Genomic DNA, 16,779 nt, shown 5'->3' with positions numbered 1-16,779 from the left:
GATTAGAAACGGACGCTGAGGTCAAACATGAAGACGTCGGCATTGAGGGTGGGGCCGGCGGCCTGGCTGGCGCTCATCCAGCTGACGCCGACGCGAGCTGAACGGGAAAGCGCCATGGCGGCGGAAAGGGTGTAGCCTTTCATGTTGGTGCCGCCGCCGCCGAAGTTGGAATCAGTGAATGCATCCATCACCGCATCCGAACCCAGGTAGCGGTAGCTGAGGCTGGTGGTCCAGTCGCCGCGCTTTTCGAAGATGGGCTTGCCAGCGGTGACGCCGAGATACCAGGCCGTGTCACTGCCATCGAAAGCACCCAGACCACCGCCGCTGCGGTTGTTCACCGCCACGCTGTTGATCGCGGCCTTGTTGAAGGCAAGGTTTTTCACGTACTCGCCGACCAGTGAGACCTGGAGAGGTTCGTAGTTGTTGAAGTCGATGCGACCGTTGAGCGCGAGGTTTTGGAATGAAGAAGCCAGGCCGTAATACTGGAACTGATTGGTGGTGCCGAAGCCATTGAGCGCCGTAGGCGTGATGTTGCGCAGCGGCATGTAGGTGTTGCCTTTTTGCGCGAACAGCGGGCGACGGTTGTCCGTGCTGCCGGCATCGGTCGCGTTGAGCGGCACGTAAGGATTGGAAAGCTTGCCGGAAACGTTCTGGAAGTAGTAATAGGCAGCACCGAATTTGGCCTCGATGTTCTTGGTGGGCTTGAACTCGAATCCCACCTGCGCGGCATAAAGGTATTTGTCCGTGCTGGAAATCTTGGCCGCCGAGTTGTCGGGGAAGTTGAGGTCGGTGTTGAAAATGGGGAAGAGTCCGCCATTGAGGAAGGCGGTCATGCCGGTGGAGACTTCGTAGCGCCCTTTGAAGGCGACTCCGTCAAAGCCCACGTCTTCATCCCACTGCAGTTCGCTGACGTTGAAGAATGGATTGTCAAAGCGGCCGACCAGGAAGGAGAAGCTGTTGTTCGCATCGGTGCTGTGCTGATATTTGATGAAGGCGCGATCCAGCCAGAGGTTGTACTTGCTGAAGTTGCCCCCTGTGGGGCTGCCAGAACCGCCAACAGCGCCGACGGCCTGGTTGGTGCTCACAGGAGAGTTGGTCTGGCCGGAGGCCATGCGGAATCCGGCGGTAAAGCCATCTTCGAGATCGATGTCAAAACCAATGCGGGCACGCATGAGCATGCGGTTGCGGTTTTGATTCACATTCAGCTGTGGGGCGAGAACAGCGCCAGTGGTGTCAAACGGGGCGCCGCTGTTGATGGCCACGAAGTTCGGAAAGACGCCAGAGACATCATTGCCCGTGGGAAAGGTGAAGCCCTGATACTGTGACCGGATGTCGCCAAAGATTTTGATGCGCCGGGTCCATTCGGGGATCTCGTTCGGCGCGGCCCAGTTTTCACGCTTGGCCTGGGCGAGCACTTCATCTTTGAGCTGATCGCGGATCTGGTCCTTCACCGTTTCCGGCACGTAGGTCACGCGATACTCGTCTTCGGCTGCCGGAGGTACCGGGGCCACGGCAGCGGCCTGCTGCATCTGCACGGCAGCCTGAGTTTCAGCAAGGACCTGCTGCTGAGCGCGGGCCATCTGCGCATCCTGCTCGGCAAGCTTGATCAAGTCGGCGGCGTCCTGCTGGGTGAGGGCACCACGCTGCACGAGGCGGTTAATGAGATTGATGGTGACGTTTTCTGAAAGCGATGCAGCGGGCCGCGGCGCAACGGCACCCGGCACAGGAAGCAAGGATGGCTCCCCAGGAGGAGGCGGAGGCGCGGCTGCCGCGGGCGCAGGAGAAGGCGCTGCGGCGGCTGCCACAGGTGCAGGCGCGGGGGCTGCCTCGGCCAGCAGGAGCGGCAGTGGCAGGGCGGGTTCCAGCTTTGAGGGAGGTTCCGCACGCAGCAGGCCACAGGAGCCGAGAGACATGGCGGCCCAGATGTGGCGGAGCTTTGAGCGAGACTGAGGGGATGCGCGCAGCATGAGATGGGAAAGGGAGATCAAGCAGGATCAGGATTTGCGCGCTGTGATGCGCAGGTTGATGGGCAGGGGCATGTCAGAGGGAGGCGGCTCATTGAGGACCAGGCCGGTGAGCACCTGGTTTTTGATGGCGTCATCGAGGGCGGGATCACCCGTGCTGCCGCCGAGGGTGACCTTGGTGATGCGACCGGCCGCGTCCGGCCAGATGCGAACTGTGATGACCGCATTCGCCTTGCGGGTGAGCTTGTTGGAGCGCAGAGCTTCGGAGACGCGGTTCTGAACGGCACCGGCATACCAGCCCCATTTGCTGCCGCCTTTGCGACCGGAGCCGCCGATGATGCCGCTGCCGCCGCCACCACCGCCAATGCCGAGTCCACTGCCATTGCCACCGCCGATGGCAGTGCCAAGCGGTTCATCTGCAGGTTTGTCCACCGGCTTGTCGGGCTTGACGTCTTCAGGCTTGACCTCTTCCTGGGCGACCATTTCCACCTCCTTCTCTTCCTTTTCAGGCGGAGGCTCTTCTTTTGGCTTGGGGGGTGGTGGCGGAGGCGGTGGCGGTGGAGGCGGAATGAAAATGTTCACCATTTCCATCTTCTGCTTTGGCGCTGACTTGGAAGGCTTGTGATTGGCCGCAAAATAGCCGCCGCCGGCAAGTACAAGACCGCCGATGATGATCATGACGAGGTTCTTCTTGAAGAATCCGGGCTCGTCGTCGTCGTCGTTGCTGAGAGTGGGTTTCATGACGTGATTCGTGGTTGGCTATTTTTTCGGAGCCTGGGTGGCGAGACCGATATTGGTGAAGCCGGCGCGGCCGATCGCCGTGAGGACATCCATGATGGTTTGATAAGGCGTTCCTGTGCTGCCGCGGACGACCACAGGAGAGTCTGGAGTGGTGCCGTGAAGGGCCTCCAGCATCGTGGCCAGTTCGTCGAGCGTGACGGTTTTGGCGTTGAGCTTGATGTTGCCCTGGTCATCCACCGTCACGGCCTGCATTTTCGGCCCTTCAATGGGCTTGGAGGTGGAGGGTCCGCCACGTGGCAGATTGACCTTGACGCCCTGCACGCCCGCGGTGGTCATGATGATGAAGATCAGCAGCAGCACGAGGTAGAGGTCCACCATCGGCGTGACGTTGATGTCATCGTAGGATTTGTTGTCGGCCTGCATGTGCGGTTACTCCTTGTAGTGTTCAGCCATCTTGGTGACGAACTCGTCGATGAAGGTCTCCATGTTGGAGACGACGTCCTTGATGCGTGAGCTGAGATAGCTGTAGATGAAGAGCGCGGGAATGGCGACGGCGAGACCGGCCACGGTGGCAAGCAGAGCGCCGGCGATACCAGGCGCGATGGAGTTCACCTCCACCTCTCCGGATTTCGCGATCACAGCAAACGTGATCATCACCCCGATAACCGTGCCGAGCAGGCCGAGGTAAGGACCGCCCGCGATACCGATGGTCAGGAAAACGAGCTTGCCATTGAGCTTCTGCACCTCGCGCACCATGCCGCCGTGCAGCGTGGCCTTGATGGCCTGAATGGAGCGGCCGGAGAGGCCCATGATCCTGGCCTCCTTCTTCTCCTGCGGATTGAAGGTCACCTGGCGGAAATTCTTCATTCGGTTGCTGATCTCCTGCGCCCCCAGGTGATAAAGCTGATACAACGGCGACTGGCGCATGAGCTTCTGCATCTTGGAGCTGACGCTGCCGCCGATGTTTTTGACGCTTTCCGCATCTTCAGTGTCGATGGCGGTGAGGTCGGCGGAGATGGTCTCCCAGCGCTTCATGAACTCCTTCGAAGCCTTCTCGATGGTGTTGAGATACATCACCTTCCCGGCGGCGATGACCCAGCCGACGATGGCAAGGATGGTGCAGAGGAAGATGACGACCCAGCCGTCAAACGTGAGGTCTTTGGAGATGTCCGTAATGAGCGAGAGATGCTTCATGATCTCGCCCTCTTCCTCATGATCCGAGGCTTCGTCAGCCCCGAGGCTGAGGAGCTTGGAGGAGTCGGCCGTGGTTCCCTGATTGGCCGCTGCAAAGTGGATAAATCCGGCGGGACGCGCGGTTTTCGCGAGCTGGAGTTCATCGATTTCCCCCGTAAAGCCCACGAAGCCGGTGGCGGACGGAGATGAGTCTTTGTCAATCTCGGCCGGTGTCTTGATGGAAGGCATGGCGGCGGTGAGCGCACCGTAGGATTTGCCATCGAGATAGAGGGTGACGTTTCCATTGTCCGCCACGGCCGCCACATGATGCCAGCCTCCCGCGGCGATGGGTGCGCCTTCGCTGGTGCGCTGCTTGTTGATCTCCACAAAGGGGATGCCGTTGTTCAAGCCGAGAACGAAGACATTCAGTCCATCGCGGCGGCTGAAGATGACGGCATTGGCCTGCAATGCGCTGGGCTTGATCCACGCGGAGATCGTCACGGGAGCACCAGGGGCGAATTCAGGCAGAGGAGGCGCGGGCACCTTGATCGGCGTCTGCCCAAAGACTCGAAGACCATTCGCGACGAGGGAAGCCGGGGCCGAGGCTGGTGCGCCCTCTGCATTCGCTCCTGTTGCGGAAGAGTCGGTGCCTGTCTTTGCGCCTTCGCCAAAATGATACACCAGCGTGGTGTCGGGGTCATAGGACTCCTTCGCAGCCTCGGGTGCCGACGCATCGGCATTGCCATAATAGAGCCAGACGGTGGTCACGGAGGCAGGCTTGAGATCCGGCACCTGCACCCAGACGTACCCTTCCTGAAGAAGAGAGTCCCACTTTTCAATGTGGTGCTTCAGCGGGGTCTTGTGATCGTCTGCAACGAAGCGAATGTCGCTGCCGTCTTCGCGGGAGGACATGAAAGTGAAAGCACCTTCATGCAGGCGGATGAGGACGGCGGAAGTGCCGATGGGTTCGGCGATGGAAAGGCCTTTGCCCGTGGTGTCGATGTCGATCTTCTTGCGAAGCGTCCACTTGGCATCCCACCAGGCTTTGTCGGCGGCATGAGCAGAGGGTGCGACGGCACACAACGAAGCGGTGAAGAACAGCAGTGCAGAGAGCAGAGGGAGGGGCTTGATCATGGAGGAGAAAAAAATTTAGAAGTCGAACCACAGGCGGAAGCGCATGTAGATGTCGTTCGAAATGGCGTGCGGCTGCGTGATGAGCGGCATGGCAAGATCGACAGAGCCATGCATGTGCTGCTTCACACGAATGCGCGTGCCGATGCCGGTGCTGGCGAGGTCATAGCGGCTGGTCTGCGCAGGCAGAGGGTTGTTGATCATGACGCGGCCGCCTTCCATGAAGGCGTAGAAGCGCCATTCATCGGGGCTGTTCTTGTCCCCGGAGCCGATGAGGGTGGGACTGCGCAGTTCGGCGCTGCCGATGATGCCGCTGTCTCCCAGCTGAGTGGCTTCAAGGTAACCACGCACGGTGCTCATGCCGCCGATGGCGATCTGCTCGGTATTGATGAGGGAGGAGCCTGAGGCCTGGCCCTGAACTTTGGCAAAAGCCTGGAAGCCGCCGGGAAGGTCGTGCGTATGCGAGACGTCTCCACGCACATAAAAGAATCCGTCGTCCGCGAGATAGCGGCGGTTGGCAAACTGCTGGCGTGTTCCCATGCCCCGGAGGTGGAATGTCGCGCCGAGATTGAAGTCGGTGAAGCTGTGTTCCCTCACCTTCCCCGCGCTGTAGGCCAGCGTGAAGGGATAGTAGGTCACGGGCGCCGAAGTTGTCACCCCCGCAGTGATGATGTCCTGCCCGAAGCGCTTGTAGTCCATGCCAAAGCTCAGCGACTGGAAGTAGCCGTTCTCAAACGGCAGCTGCTTCATGAAACGAAAGCCGAGGATCTCGCCACGACCCGCCACGGCACCACCGCCGAGAGTGGAGACATTGCTGTCCTGCTTTGTGCCGGTCAGCATGAAGGTCAGGCCATCCTTCCCGGGCACGGGCATCATGTAGTACCCCGAATAAACCGTGGCGTCCTGCGGGCGCTCCGGAGCCACCTGGTAGCTCAGTCCCAGCGTGTGACCGAGCTGCCAAAGATTTCCATAGCTCAGTGAGGCATTGACGCGGTAGTGCGAGGTGTTGGCATTGTAGCGGTTGTTCACCTCGATGCTTCCATGCGCCGGGGATTTGTCCGCCACGACGAGATCAATGTCCACCGTCCCAGGCACCACACCCTGGCGCAGTTCAGGAGTAACTTTGCGGTCGCGCATTTGATTCAGCGCCACGATGTCCTTCTTCACATCGTTGAAATTCGGCACCACACCTTCCTGCATCGAGGGGGCATGTTTCTTGACCTGGCTCGGCAGGAACCACTTTGCCCCCTTCACCCGCAGACGCCCCACCGGGGCCTCCACCACCTGCATGAAAATGACGCCACCGCGCGCGTCCTGCTGCGGCACTTCCACAATGACCGTCTGGTAACCGAGGTCCTTGTAAGCCTTTTCCAAAGCCTGCCGCGCCTGCTCCACATCCTGTTCGCCGCGCCTGGGGCCCAGGAATGGATAAACGGCCTTTTCGATGTCGCGCTGCGGCAGTTTTTTGGCGCCACGCACACGATATTCACGGATGAAAATGTTTCCCAGAACCGGCTCGTCCGCGGCCTGTGTTTCAGGTGCGCTGCCGGCACCCGCGGCTTCAGCCGCATCTGCATTCACCATCATCGCCGCTCCACATGCCGCACAGCACAACGCCTGCCTCCATGACAGAAAAAAACGTTCTCTAAGTGTGGCTGAAAAAGGTCGCATGCTGGCGTCGGTAAAAATGACGCCCTCTTATTTGTCCAGCTACGACCAGCCTCAAGACACGCAGCGTTACGATTGTGTCACGCTTGAAAGATGTTCTGAATCACTCTGCTACGAAATCGTGATTTAAGGTTACAATTCCGCCACTTTGGGCCGACAGGAGCGCTTCTAATCCCGGCATGCAGCAGATAATTTCCGCGCTCCACGGCGTGCATCGAATACGCTCAACGCACCCGCATTGCCTGCAGCAAGTAGCTGTTAAACCGGCCCCAGCCCAGCAGCGCGCGCAGCTTGTCATCCGCCGTCGGCTGAGCGTCTGCCCAGCGTTCGGCGTACTGTGGGTCATTCGGGTTTTGCTGTCCCACCGCTTTGGTGAAGCTGGTGCGCAGCCGGTCAATGCCTGCGACCTCCTGGCTTGTGAGATGGAGTGCCTCCAGATTCACGTTGCTAAAGACCAGCGGAATTTTGATTTCAATCGGAGTCGGACTCACGGCCGCAGCCGCGAAAGCAGGATCCGCGCTGGGCGTGCCTGGAATGTACTGCTGCTGTGCAGCCGGGGCGTGCAACGCGACAGAAGAAAAGGAAGAATCACTGGAAGTGACAGCCACTGGTGCAGCGGATGAAGAACCCGCCGAAGTGAGTGTAGAACCGGCGGAGAATGTTGCTGAAACGCCCGGCTGCAAAGGCGTGACAGTGCGGAACTGTGCCGCCCGGGCTTGCGCATATGACATGCCACCCGGCTGCGTCTGCATCAGACCCGCAGCCAGCGAACCAGGCCCGCACCCCATGCGAAACCCTGCCAACGCAGACGAAACCCAGAGCACGGCAAAGCAAGAAACCCGCAGCAGCGGCGAGTGCAAAAGATGCCGAAATGATGGGAATCTCCTCGTCATGGGTGGAGGGAATGAAAATGAAAAAGAAACGAAGGGCCAAGAAGAAAGCCGGTGCGGAGACAACTCTCCGCACCGGCCGTTTCAGTTTAAAGCATTGCTGCCTTGTTGTGCATTAGAAGCCGAACTTGGGTTTGACCACGCCACCATCGGTGAGGCGGCGAACCTTCAGGGCGGTGGAGGTAAGTCCAAGGCCGGAGGCGAAGTAGTCGGTGTTCTTCACCTGGTTGGTGAGGGAGGTGTAGTAGTTGAACTTGTCGAGGTCAGCACCGCTGGAGGAGCCGTCCACACCGGGCTTCAGCATGGTGTACTCATAGCCCCAGAGGGTGTAGGAGCCGTTCCAGATGTTGGCAGGCAGGATGATGGAGGTGGCGATGGTGGCCGTGCTGGAAGTTGCGGTGGCGTTAGCACTGACGGTGATCGTCTTGTTAGCGCTGTCGATGGAGACGATGGTGCTGTCCGCCGGGATCTGGCCGGTGGCGCAGCGAATCAGCTGACCGACGACGAGGCCATTGAGCTGGGTGGTGGTGGCGGAAGGGATGGAGACAACGGCGCTGCCGCTGGTGGTACCGCAGTTGGCAGTGAAGGTGAAAGCCTGGCCGCCGAAGGCGCTGGCACCATTGTACTTCAGAAAACGCGGAGCATTGGCTGCACCGGCGGCGATGCCGGCATTGACCGTGGCGCTCGCGCCGTTGACAGCGGTGTTGAGGTCGCCTTCGCCCATGTAGGACAAGAAGCAGGCCGTGCGGGAAGGAATGGCAGTGGGGGTGCTGGTGCCGGTGGCGTTGTTGGCCACGGTGCCGCTCAGATAGCGGATGTTATTGGCCAAGATGCCACCGCTGGATTCGCCGTTGTTGCCAGCGACCACAGGAAACAGAGGATCGGTGGTGTTGTCCACAGGGGTGAGTTCCACGGCGGTGATGGTCTGGGCGGGATTGGTGCCGGAGGTGGCGTTCGGACGATACTGCACCGCCGTGGTGGAGATGCCGACGCTGCTTTCAGCGAAGACATCAATACGGGTGCCGGAGAAGGGATCGCGACCAAGGGCATACACCAGGGTGCCGCCGGAGTGAGCATCGTCAGCGGGGTTGTTGGTGAAGACCATGGCGGAGAGGTACCCCGTGGTGAAGAGAGCATTCGCCTGCTGGGAGGTGATGCCGGTGATGGCGGCAGGAGCGCTGCCGCTGACCACGAAGCCGAACGGGATGATGCCGATCTGCGTGGCGGTCAGGGTGTTGTCCGTGTAGATGGTGGAGTCCTGGGTGTTGTCCGCGAAAGCGATGTCAGGCGGGCTGATGTCGTCAGTGACATCATTGGAAAGAGCAGCACCGGAGGTGCCGCTGCCAGTGCTGACGGTGGTGCTGTCCTTGAGGAAACGGATGGAGTTCTGATTGCTGACGTCGCGGATGCCAGCGGCGGAACCCGACCAGTTGGTCTTGATGGTGGTGGTGCCGGAAATGCCGGAAACGGTGCCCTTCATGATCATAACAGTGGCACCGGTGTAAGAGGAGCCGTTATAAGCATACGAGGGACTGCCGGTGAAGAGGTTCTTGATGCCGTTCATGGCGGCCGCGCGGAAGGCGGTGGAACCGGTGATGCGGATGGTGGTGTCAGCAGACGCCGGGGTGGCGAGCAGCAGAGCTGCCGCAGCAGAGAACAAAGGAAGAGAGTATTTCATGGATAGGATTCGAAAGGAAAGTTGGGAAATATTTGACCGAAGGATGACAGCTTAGGCTGCCACGCGTGCCGAACGACGGCGGCGCAGCACGAAGGCACCGAGACCAAGGGCCATGAAAGCCGCACGGCCGGGCTCTGGAGCAGCGGCGACGTTGGGAGTGAAGGTGAGGCCGCCGGTGCTGGAGAGGCTGAAGGTACCAGCGATGGTGCCTTTCAGAGTGCCGTCAGCAAACTGGAGGTCATCCGGAGTGCTGCGGGAGAGGTCCAGCTTGGAAGTGGAGCTGAGCACGCCTTCCAGGGTGGAGCCAAAGATGCTGCCACCACCGAAGCCAGTGCCCACCTTGTTGCCCCAGGTGTTCGCCGTGGCGTTGGCCTGGACGAGGGCGACGTTGCCAGTGATGGTTTTGCCAGCGTATGTGGCGCCCAGATTCTGCACGCCATTGGAGGGGGTGGCCTGAGTGCCGGAGTCATAGCGGCCGTAGCCGTCGGCGTTCACACCTGAAGTCTCCTTCATGGAGGCGAACAAGGTGTCAGCCGGCTGGGAGCCAACTGCTGATGCGCCGATCGCACCGATGATGCCCCACTTGACCGAGCCGTCTGTGTACCAGTTGGCTCCAAACTCAGCCGCAAGATCAGCGTCCAATCCGGCATTGCCAAGAATGGGATTCAGATTGCCGGCGGCATTCAGGTAGAGGGAGGCCTGTCCGATATCGATCACGAGGCTGTTGGTAGAGGCGCCCGCGCCCGTTTGACGGAAGCCCACAAGCAGGTCCCCGGCGGTGTAGGTTGTCGCCGCGTTGGCCGCGGTGGAGGCGAAGGCCAGTCCGGCAAGTGCCAGGACGGTGATCGCTTTCTTTGGATTGAACATCATGTGTAGGTAGGGTGGTGAGGATTTGCTTTCCCAAGGTGTGCCTCGGGAAGGCGACGGATGCTGCCACCCCTGCCCCCGTCCTACTACCAATCCACTGTCACAATTTCGTTGCCCTGAGATCCCTCTTTTGCTCCTTCCAAAAGAAGCCTCATTCTCCCAGCGTCAGAGGGACTCGAAGAGTAAAAACGGTACGTCTTCCGGGCTGGCTCTCCAGCTCAATGCTCCCGCCGTGGGCCTCGACAGCCCGTTTGACGATGGAAAGCCCCAGACCCGACCCTTTGCTCTCCTGCGAACGCTCGCTCGCGCAGCGGTAAAAGCGCCTGAACACAAAGGGTGCATCCTCCGCGGCGATGCCAACGCCATCGTCCTCCACTGTCAGGATGCACTCGTTCTTCGTCCAGCGTCCGCAAATATGCAGGCGCAGCCCGGAGCGCGGGTTCTCTTTGAGCGCGTTTTCGATCAGGTTCGTGAAGATCTGGTCCCAGTAAAAACGCTCCCCAGTCAGAAGTCCGCCATCCGGCGGAAAATCCAAGGTGATGACCGGCTGCCTCACCTCGATCAACGGGGTCAGATGCTCCAGCGCATCCTGCACGCAGCCACGCACGAGAAAGGCCTCCGTCCGCAGAGGCTCGTCCACGCCCTCAAGACGTGAGAGAGTGAGCATGTCGTCGATGATGCGCATCATACGCCGGCTGTGCTTGTCCATCACATCAAGGCAGCGCACCAGAGACTGGGTGTTTTTGATCATGCCGCTCTTGAGCGTCTCGATGTAGCCGTGAATGAGGGAGAGCGGGGTGCGCAGTTCGTGGCCTGCGCTGGTGACAAAATCGCGGCGTGTCTGCTCGTTGAGGCGATGCTCGGTGCGGTCCTCCACCATGACCCAGGTGCCGCTGCGCCCCCCCTCGCTCCAGGGGGAGGCGCAGAGGTGGTAGTGGTGTTCGTGATTCCATGCCCCAAGATATGGCAGCGTGAAGCGAAGATCCGCCTCCACACGGGAGCGCTTTTTGCGTGAATCATTGACGAGGCGCACCAGAGCCTCCAGCCCAGCGGCGGAGCCCAGCGTGCCACCCACCTCGAGCTGATGCGGGAGAAACATGACGTTCATGGCCAGATTGACAAACACGACTACGTCCCCCTCATCCACCACGAGAATTCCCTGATGGCTCTCGTTAAGCAGGGCGCCAAACAGGCGGCAGTCATCCTGCACGCACATGGGTGCGAGCACCGCCGCCGCACGTCCTGAATGCCATTCCGCGCCGAACTGCGTGCCGGCGGACATCTCCTGTGTGATCATGCCTCCGCCGTCTCCTCGACCACGCTGTGAAACAAATATCCCTGCCGCCTCAGGGTGCCGATGTGCCTGCCGTGGTCTCCCAGCTTGTCGCGCAGACGCTTGATGTGTGTGTCCAGCGTGCGCGAATGCGTGTCATCCGCATACCCCCACACAGCGCTCAGCAGCTCGCTCCGCGAATGGATCACATCCGGATTCGCCATCAGAGTCGTGATCAGCTTCAGCTCCGTGATGGTCAGCTCCACCAGCTTTCCGCTGATGGAAAGGGACATGTTCTTCCGGTCCAGCAGAAACTCGCCGATGCGCTGCTCAGCCAGCATCACGACCTTCTGCGAGCGCCGCAGCACCGCGCCGATCCGCAGCATCAGCTCACGCGGGCTGAAGGGCTTCGTCAGGTAGTCGTCCGCACCACTTTCAAGTCCGGCGATGCGATCATTGGTCTGCGCACGGGCCGTGAGCATGATCACGGGAATGTGGCGCGTGCGCGTGTCCGCACGCAGCCGCCGATGCACCTGCACTCCATCGATCCCTGGCAGCATGATGTCCAGCACGATGAGATCAGGGGCGCCTTTCACGGCCATGGGCAGCACCTCAAGACCATTGCCTGCGGACTCGACTTCGTGGCCTTCGCGTTGCAGATGAAGGCTCACAAGATCGACAATGTCCTTCTCGTCATCGACAACTAGGATTTTGCTCATGTGTGGGTGACGGGATTGTGACGGCAGGAATGATGGCCTGCCAAAGACAAGCGTGTTACGATCTCGTCGCACAGCCTTCTGCGGACTTCATTGTGACGGTTTCGTTGCCCAACTGGCCATTTTCCGCTCTTCACGAAGCGAACGTAAGCCACACGTGTATACCACCCAACCCTCGGCGCTTGCTCCGCTGTCGTTTACAACACTACACCATAGGCCAGCTGAATGCCGCCAGCCTGCCAGTCCTGCAAGCGAAGGAAAATTCCCGGACACGAATGTGACAACGCAGTGTGGAAAACAAACCTGATTACAGATTCGCAGGGCATGCAGCGGAAACATTATTGTGACCACATCCCGTTTGAGCCATACGCATTCATCGTCTCATGGTCCGTCCATGTTCAGGTCCAGAAAACAGCACGACGAACTCCAATCCTACCTGGAATGGCGTCGGCAGACGCGCTTCATCCGCCGCCACGGCGGGCCGATCATGGCGTTCGCATTGTTCGCCACCTGCATCTGGTTTGTCTGGCGCGCCTATCACAGTCGCGAATCGACCGCAGCTCGCACCGACCGCGTGGAAGAAAGCCAGGCACGAGACATCGACCGCCATCTGCAGGCCATCAAAATGCCCAAGTGGTGAAGCAGCGCTGAACAAATCAGTGCCGCAGCTTTGTTCATGGACGGCACCGCGGTGCAAAGATTTTCATCCTGCCCTCATGCCGCGGCGGAGTCCGCAACCGTGACGAAAAGGTTTCACTCCCCCTCTTTCATCCGGCCCGGCGCAGAGCGATGCCTGTGACAGCCTCGTTACTATTCACAGTCACCTTCATGTCAGCGGCTGTGAAAATCCTTCACCGCTCTCGCCATCATGAAAACCAAACTCCGCATCAAGACCCTGTTCATGTCCGATGTCCACCTCGGCATGGCAGACTCAAAGGCCGTGCAGGCAGCGCACCTGATCCGGCACTGCACGTGTGAAAAACTGGTTCTTAACGGCGACATCATCGATGTGTGGGCGCTGAAAAGCTCCGGCCGATGGACTCAGGAGCACACACACTTTGTCCGCACGGTGCTGAAGAAGATGGAGAAGGAAAATACGGAGGTGATCTACCTGCGCGGAAACCACGATGACATCCTTGAAAAATTTCTGCCCTTCAAGCTCGCCGGACTATCCCTGGTGGACGAACACATCCATGAGTCCCCGCATGGGCGCTACTTAGTGGTTCACGGCGACGGCTTTGACCACGTGACGACAAATCATGTCTGGCTCGCAAAAGTGGGTGCCATCGGCTACGAACTCCTGCTGCGCCTGAACCGCGCCTACAACGCATACTTGCGCTGGCGCAACAAGGAGGCCTTCTCCCTCAGCCGCTGGGTCAAGATGAAGGTCAAGCACGCCGTCAGCTTCGTCGGCCGCTACGAAGAGCAGCTGCAAAAGCTCGCCAAATGGAAGAACTGCCACGGCATCATCTGCGGTCACATCCACACTCCCGCTGACAAGATGATCGAAAATGTTCACTACCTCAATTCCGGCGACTGGGTGGAGAGCATGACGGTGATTGTCGAGCATCTGGACCGCACTTTCGAAGTAATCAGCTACCATGACTTCTGCCGCCTGACGGGACGCAAGCCCAAAGGCGATGCTCCGAGCATGGATGTAAGCACGATCAACGGTCAAAATCCTCTGGCCCTGCCTGCGCCTACGGTGCAGCAGGATGAATGGGTGGAGGCGTGACAACGTCCCCCCCAGGGGCTCCTCCGCTACTCCCGCTGCCGCTGCATACGCCCCCCAATGTCGCGTTTGTTGATTTCCATGAGCAGAGGCCCTGATGGCTTGGAGACGAAGAGTGAAGTTTTCATGCGCAAGCTCAAAGGAATAGTGCGCCCGCTCACAACCTGATCCTCCCCTGGTTCAGGGCTCAGGGGATGCGTGACAATGGATTCACGCCACCATGCCGGCCACTTCCTGCTGCACGCGTTTCTTCAGTTCCGGCGGCTCAAGCACCCTGGCTTTGCTCCCCCAGCTCAAGATCCACCGGGTAAGCTCCTCAAGCCCGGAAAGCGTGGCTCGAAATTCGACAAGGCTGCCGTCTGGATTGAGCTTCTCGATGATCTGAGAAGGGTGCCACTGGCGCTCGGCGACGACGCGTGCGGCGTAGCCTTCAAAGCGGATGCGCACCTCATGCCTGCGGCTGGCATCGTCCGCATAACTCCACACCCCAAAGCCTCCTCCAAGATGATCGCGAGCGTTGAAGGAGGCATTCCGCACGAATCTGGACTTGAGCAGTCGCAGGTGCGAAATGCGCTGCAGAGCAAAGGTGCGCATCGCCTTGCGCGCCGGATCGTGGGCGATCAGGTACCATCCATGCTCGATTTGCCCCACATGATGAGGCTGCACGGTGCGGCTCTCAGGTTGGGAGCCGGTGAGCTTGTGATAATCAAACGTGACCTCCCTCGTGGCGCGAATGGCATCGAGCAGATCTCCAAACAGAGTTACATCCGCGGCGAGCACGCCTGCGGCTTTGACCGAGAAGGCGTCGTCCAGTTCATGCCATTGGATGGACACCTCCCCGGGGCAGGCCTCCGCAATCTTGCTGAAGCTGGCTGAGAGCATGCGCTCCAGCCGTGTGCCACGCAGCGGCTCCAGCGCATGCCGCGCCAGAAAGAGCGCCACCAGATCGCTGCGGGACAGATGCAGCATGGGAAACTCGGTCACGGGCCGGGTGTAAAAGTAGCCGTGTTTAACGGGGTGATACTCCAGCGGGAGGTCCAGCTGATCGCGCATGAAGGTGATGTCCCGCTGAATGGTCTTCGGAGTGACTTCAATCTCCCTCGCCAGCGTGCTGCAGTTAGGATGACGCCCAGTGCGGATGATCTTGTGGATTTCCATCACACGCCAGATGGCCGGACGGCTGACGCCCGAACGCAGCGGGGCTGAGGAGGCAGGCGTTTTGACAGCGGAAGGGCGGACAGCAGGCATCAAGGCGCAGAATATTGAAAAAACACGTTCTGTCACCCCGCGAATGTCCGACCCCCGGTGGAAGGATGGCAGCGCAGGATGAAAGCGATCATCGAACGCGGAACCTTGAACAACGATCAAAACCTATGAACGGAGAAAACACGATGAGCAGAGATCAGTGGCGGGATTTTAGACTTTCCACACGGAATGCGGGCTACTGGCCTGGCGTGCGAGAGGGCAGCACACCGGCAAACCGCAGGAGGCCCCTGTATCAGCGGTTGCTTTGGCGGCTCAGCCGGCAGATTCCGCTGGATGATCTTTCACTCAGCTCGCCGTTGGTCGCACTCAGCGCCATGAGTTTTGCAGGCTCGCTCCTGGCGCTGGCGCTTGGTTTTCATCTCATGGCGCTCGTCTTCGGCAGCACCATGCTGGGATGTCTCGCCTGCCATCTGCGCAGACACGCTTCACCACGCACCACATCGTCTTTTAAGCAGCGGAGTTTCAGAAAATGAGGATTCCCAGCAGGCGGGCGCACAGCTTTTATGCGGGCGCTTTTTCGTTTTAAATGCCCGGTGCCAGCACACAACCGCGATTTCTGGTGAGGTGGTCAGCTCATTGGATGCCGCATCTATGGCTGAGGGAACCCGTTTCATGTCACCTTTATCCCAAGATGGCCCCAGCCAAAAAAACAGCGAGCGCGAATACAGGGATGGGCGCGCTGTTCTTCACCTGGGTTTCATCCCCATGCCGAAGAGTTTTGCCGCCAGAAAATCCCCTCATCCACCACGCTCATGAAAACTGCATCAGACGTCCGCATTCCCGCCAGTGTTTCCCAGACCATCGCCCAAATAGAAGGCTGTGTTCGTAAAAACCCCGCTGGCGCCATGCTGATGGCCGCAGGTGTGGGCGTCGTGGCCATGCTCCTGGCGCGCGCTCTTCAGCCACCGCCGCGCAATCGTGCCCAGCGCCTGCTGGAGGAAATCCACGAACGTTTGAATCACCTCGTGGAGGAGGGAGGCCACGCCGTCGCACGGGGTGTTGAATCCGTTGAAGACCTTCATTTGGAACGGAAACTCGACAAAATCGCGCGCAGCTTGAAGAACCTTTTCCATTGAATTTGGTCTGCTACGAAGCGCTGGTGAGGCAACAGGTCTTCTCCCTTTTCATGGGGTAAGACAATCCTGGTCCAGTTCTCGGAAGGATCGTCATTTTGAACGGCGAGCACAGCAGCTCCAATGGCAAGGCGGAAGTGCCGTCTGTTATTTGAAAATAACAGGCAAGTGACTCACGCATTCAATGGGGCCTCTCCGCCGTCCGGGCAATGTGGCGAGATCTTTGAGCACGGGTCTAAATCTCTTGAGATCGCATGGGCGATCTTCTCCCCCGGCACCGTTTCGACGAAGCAAGAGATCCGCCCCGGGTGATCTTTCTTCGAAAATAAGGACGCAGAAGTTAGGGTTAGTTGTTTTGGATTGAGTTTTCGAAGTCCACAGGAGATTGGAAGCCCAGGGCGCTGTGGAGACGCACGGGGTTGTAGAAGGTTTCAATGTAGTCGAAGACCATGGAGCAGGCTTGGGAGCGTGTGGTGGGAACGGTGGAGCCGAAGCACTCGGCTTTGAGGGTGGCCCAGAACGATTCCATCGAAGCGTTGTCGTAGCAGTTGGCCTTGCGGCTCATGCTCTGGGTGATGCCGCGCAGATGAAGGCTGCGACGGAACCC

Annotated in this window: 16 protein-coding genes; 4 read left to right on the top strand and 12 right to left on the bottom strand. The window is 59.6% G+C overall.

What is annotated here, in order from left to right; all coding sequences use genetic code 11:
- Positions 1 to 2: 2 nt before the first annotated feature.
- The 10 genes from ACILSR_RS11865 to ACILSR_RS11820 all read right to left on the bottom strand — a co-directional run bounded on the left by ACILSR_RS11865 (position 3) and on the right by ACILSR_RS11820 (position 12,104).
- Positions 3 to 1,967, bottom strand: coding sequence for a putative porin (locus ACILSR_RS11865; RefSeq protein ID WP_395749988.1), 1,965 nt, complete (start codon positions 1,965 to 1,967; stop codon positions 3 to 5).
- A 27-nt stretch (positions 1,968 to 1,994) separates the two neighbouring features.
- Positions 1,995 to 2,705 (bottom strand): TonB C-terminal domain-containing protein, encoded by a 711-nt coding sequence (locus ACILSR_RS11860; protein WP_395749987.1) that lies wholly within the window; start codon positions 2,703 to 2,705, stop codon positions 1,995 to 1,997.
- A gap of 18 nt (positions 2,706 to 2,723) precedes the next feature.
- Complete coding sequence (locus ACILSR_RS11855; protein WP_395749986.1) at positions 2,724 to 3,128, bottom strand: ExbD/TolR family protein; 405 nt, start codon at positions 3,126 to 3,128, stop codon at positions 2,724 to 2,726.
- Positions 3,129 to 3,134: 6 nt separating this feature from the next.
- A complete protein-coding gene (locus tag ACILSR_RS11850; protein WP_395749985.1) occupies positions 3,135 to 5,012 on the bottom strand; it encodes a DUF2341 domain-containing protein in 1,878 nt (625 codons plus the stop codon).
- A gap of 15 nt (positions 5,013 to 5,027) precedes the next feature.
- Positions 5,028 to 6,596 carry a ShlB/FhaC/HecB family hemolysin secretion/activation protein gene (locus ACILSR_RS11845; protein ID WP_395749984.1) on the bottom strand — a complete coding sequence of 523 codons (1,569 nt, stop codon included), beginning with the start codon at positions 6,594 to 6,596 and terminating at the stop codon, positions 5,028 to 5,030.
- A gap of 305 nt (positions 6,597 to 6,901) precedes the next feature.
- Positions 6,902 to 7,537: a hypothetical protein gene (locus tag ACILSR_RS11840; protein ID WP_395749983.1), complete on the bottom strand. Its 636-nt coding sequence runs from the start codon at positions 7,535 to 7,537 to the stop codon at positions 6,902 to 6,904.
- Positions 7,538 to 7,682: 145 nt separating this feature from the next.
- Complete coding sequence (locus ACILSR_RS11835; RefSeq protein ID WP_395749982.1) at positions 7,683 to 9,245, bottom strand: hypothetical protein; 1,563 nt, start codon at positions 9,243 to 9,245, stop codon at positions 7,683 to 7,685.
- 51 nt (positions 9,246 to 9,296) lie between these two features.
- Positions 9,297 to 10,115, bottom strand: coding sequence for a PEP-CTERM sorting domain-containing protein (locus ACILSR_RS11830; RefSeq protein ID WP_395749981.1), 819 nt, complete (start codon positions 10,113 to 10,115; stop codon positions 9,297 to 9,299).
- 148 nt (positions 10,116 to 10,263) lie between these two features.
- On the bottom strand, positions 10,264 to 11,409 hold the full coding sequence (locus tag ACILSR_RS11825; protein WP_395749980.1) for a sensor histidine kinase: 1,146 nt from the start codon (positions 11,407 to 11,409) through the stop codon (positions 10,264 to 10,266).
- Positions 11,406 to 12,104: a response regulator transcription factor gene (locus tag ACILSR_RS11820; protein WP_395749979.1), complete on the bottom strand. Its 699-nt coding sequence runs from the start codon at positions 12,102 to 12,104 to the stop codon at positions 11,406 to 11,408. The genes ACILSR_RS11825 and ACILSR_RS11820 overlap by 4 nt, the downstream gene beginning before the upstream one ends.
- Positions 12,105 to 12,495: 391 nt before the next feature.
- Here ACILSR_RS11820 and ACILSR_RS11815 point away from each other — a divergent pair, with 391 nt between their 5' ends.
- Complete coding sequence (locus ACILSR_RS11815; protein WP_395749978.1) at positions 12,496 to 12,741, top strand: hypothetical protein; 246 nt, start codon at positions 12,496 to 12,498, stop codon at positions 12,739 to 12,741.
- Positions 12,742 to 12,969: 228 nt separating this feature from the next.
- Positions 12,970 to 13,836: a UDP-2,3-diacylglucosamine diphosphatase gene (locus ACILSR_RS11810; protein ID WP_395749977.1), complete on the top strand. Its 867-nt coding sequence runs from the start codon at positions 12,970 to 12,972 to the stop codon at positions 13,834 to 13,836.
- Between the two features lie 207 nt (positions 13,837 to 14,043).
- Here ACILSR_RS11810 and ACILSR_RS11805 read toward each other — a convergent pair whose 3' ends face one another.
- Positions 14,044 to 15,081, bottom strand: coding sequence for a helix-turn-helix transcriptional regulator (locus ACILSR_RS11805; RefSeq protein WP_395749976.1), 1,038 nt, complete (start codon positions 15,079 to 15,081; stop codon positions 14,044 to 14,046).
- A 65-nt stretch (positions 15,082 to 15,146) separates the two neighbouring features.
- Here ACILSR_RS11805 and ACILSR_RS11800 point away from each other — a divergent pair, with 65 nt between their 5' ends.
- Complete coding sequence (locus ACILSR_RS11800) at positions 15,147 to 15,572, top strand: hypothetical protein (protein WP_395749975.1); 426 nt, start codon at positions 15,147 to 15,149, stop codon at positions 15,570 to 15,572.
- A 279-nt stretch (positions 15,573 to 15,851) separates the two neighbouring features.
- Positions 15,852 to 16,175 carry a hypothetical protein gene (locus ACILSR_RS11795; RefSeq protein WP_395749974.1) on the top strand — a complete coding sequence of 108 codons (324 nt, stop codon included), beginning with the start codon at positions 15,852 to 15,854 and terminating at the stop codon, positions 16,173 to 16,175.
- Between the two features lie 343 nt (positions 16,176 to 16,518).
- Here the strand turns inward: ACILSR_RS11795 and ACILSR_RS11790 are convergent.
- Positions 16,519 to 16,779 (bottom strand): integrase core domain-containing protein (locus ACILSR_RS11790; protein ID WP_395749973.1); only part of this gene is annotated, 261 nt, incomplete at its 5' end.

Source organism: Prosthecobacter sp. (genome assembly GCF_044222565.1).
Taxonomy (GTDB): Bacteria; Verrucomicrobiota; Verrucomicrobiia; order Verrucomicrobiales; family Verrucomicrobiaceae; genus Prosthecobacter.
The sequence above is the reverse complement of the archived record's forward strand: the minus strand, read 5'-3'. Positions and strand labels throughout refer to the sequence as shown.

Excerpts from the sequence above, each read along its gene's own strand:
- ACILSR_RS11865 (WP_395749988.1), bottom strand. The coding sequence starts at position 1,967 with ATGCTGCGCGCATCCCCTCAGTCTCGCTCAAAGCTCCGCCACATCTGG.
- ACILSR_RS11860 (WP_395749987.1), bottom strand. The coding sequence starts at position 2,705 with ATGAAACCCACTCTCAGCAACGACGACGACGACGAGCCCGGATTCTTC.
- ACILSR_RS11855 (WP_395749986.1), bottom strand. The coding sequence starts at position 3,128 with ATGCAGGCCGACAACAAATCCTACGATGACATCAACGTCACGCCGATG.
- ACILSR_RS11850 (WP_395749985.1), bottom strand. The coding sequence starts at position 5,012 with ATGATCAAGCCCCTCCCTCTGCTCTCTGCACTGCTGTTCTTCACCGCT.
- ACILSR_RS11845 (WP_395749984.1), bottom strand. The coding sequence starts at position 6,596 with ATGATGGTGAATGCAGATGCGGCTGAAGCCGCGGGTGCCGGCAGCGCA.
- ACILSR_RS11835 (WP_395749982.1), bottom strand. The coding sequence starts at position 9,245 with ATGAAATACTCTCTTCCTTTGTTCTCTGCTGCGGCAGCTCTGCTGCTC.
- ACILSR_RS11830 (WP_395749981.1), bottom strand. The coding sequence starts at position 10,115 with ATGATGTTCAATCCAAAGAAAGCGATCACCGTCCTGGCACTTGCCGGA.
- ACILSR_RS11825 (WP_395749980.1), bottom strand. The coding sequence starts at position 11,409 with ATGATCACACAGGAGATGTCCGCCGGCACGCAGTTCGGCGCGGAATGG.
- ACILSR_RS11820 (WP_395749979.1), bottom strand. The coding sequence starts at position 12,104 with ATGAGCAAAATCCTAGTTGTCGATGACGAGAAGGACATTGTCGATCTT.
- ACILSR_RS11815 (WP_395749978.1), top strand. The coding sequence starts at position 12,496 with ATGTTCAGGTCCAGAAAACAGCACGACGAACTCCAATCCTACCTGGAA.
- ACILSR_RS11810 (WP_395749977.1), top strand. The coding sequence starts at position 12,970 with ATGAAAACCAAACTCCGCATCAAGACCCTGTTCATGTCCGATGTCCAC.
- ACILSR_RS11805 (WP_395749976.1), bottom strand. The coding sequence starts at position 15,081 with ATGCCTGCTGTCCGCCCTTCCGCTGTCAAAACGCCTGCCTCCTCAGCC.
- ACILSR_RS11800 (WP_395749975.1), top strand. The coding sequence starts at position 15,147 with ATGGCAGCGCAGGATGAAAGCGATCATCGAACGCGGAACCTTGAACAA.
- ACILSR_RS11795 (WP_395749974.1), top strand. The coding sequence starts at position 15,852 with ATGAAAACTGCATCAGACGTCCGCATTCCCGCCAGTGTTTCCCAGACC.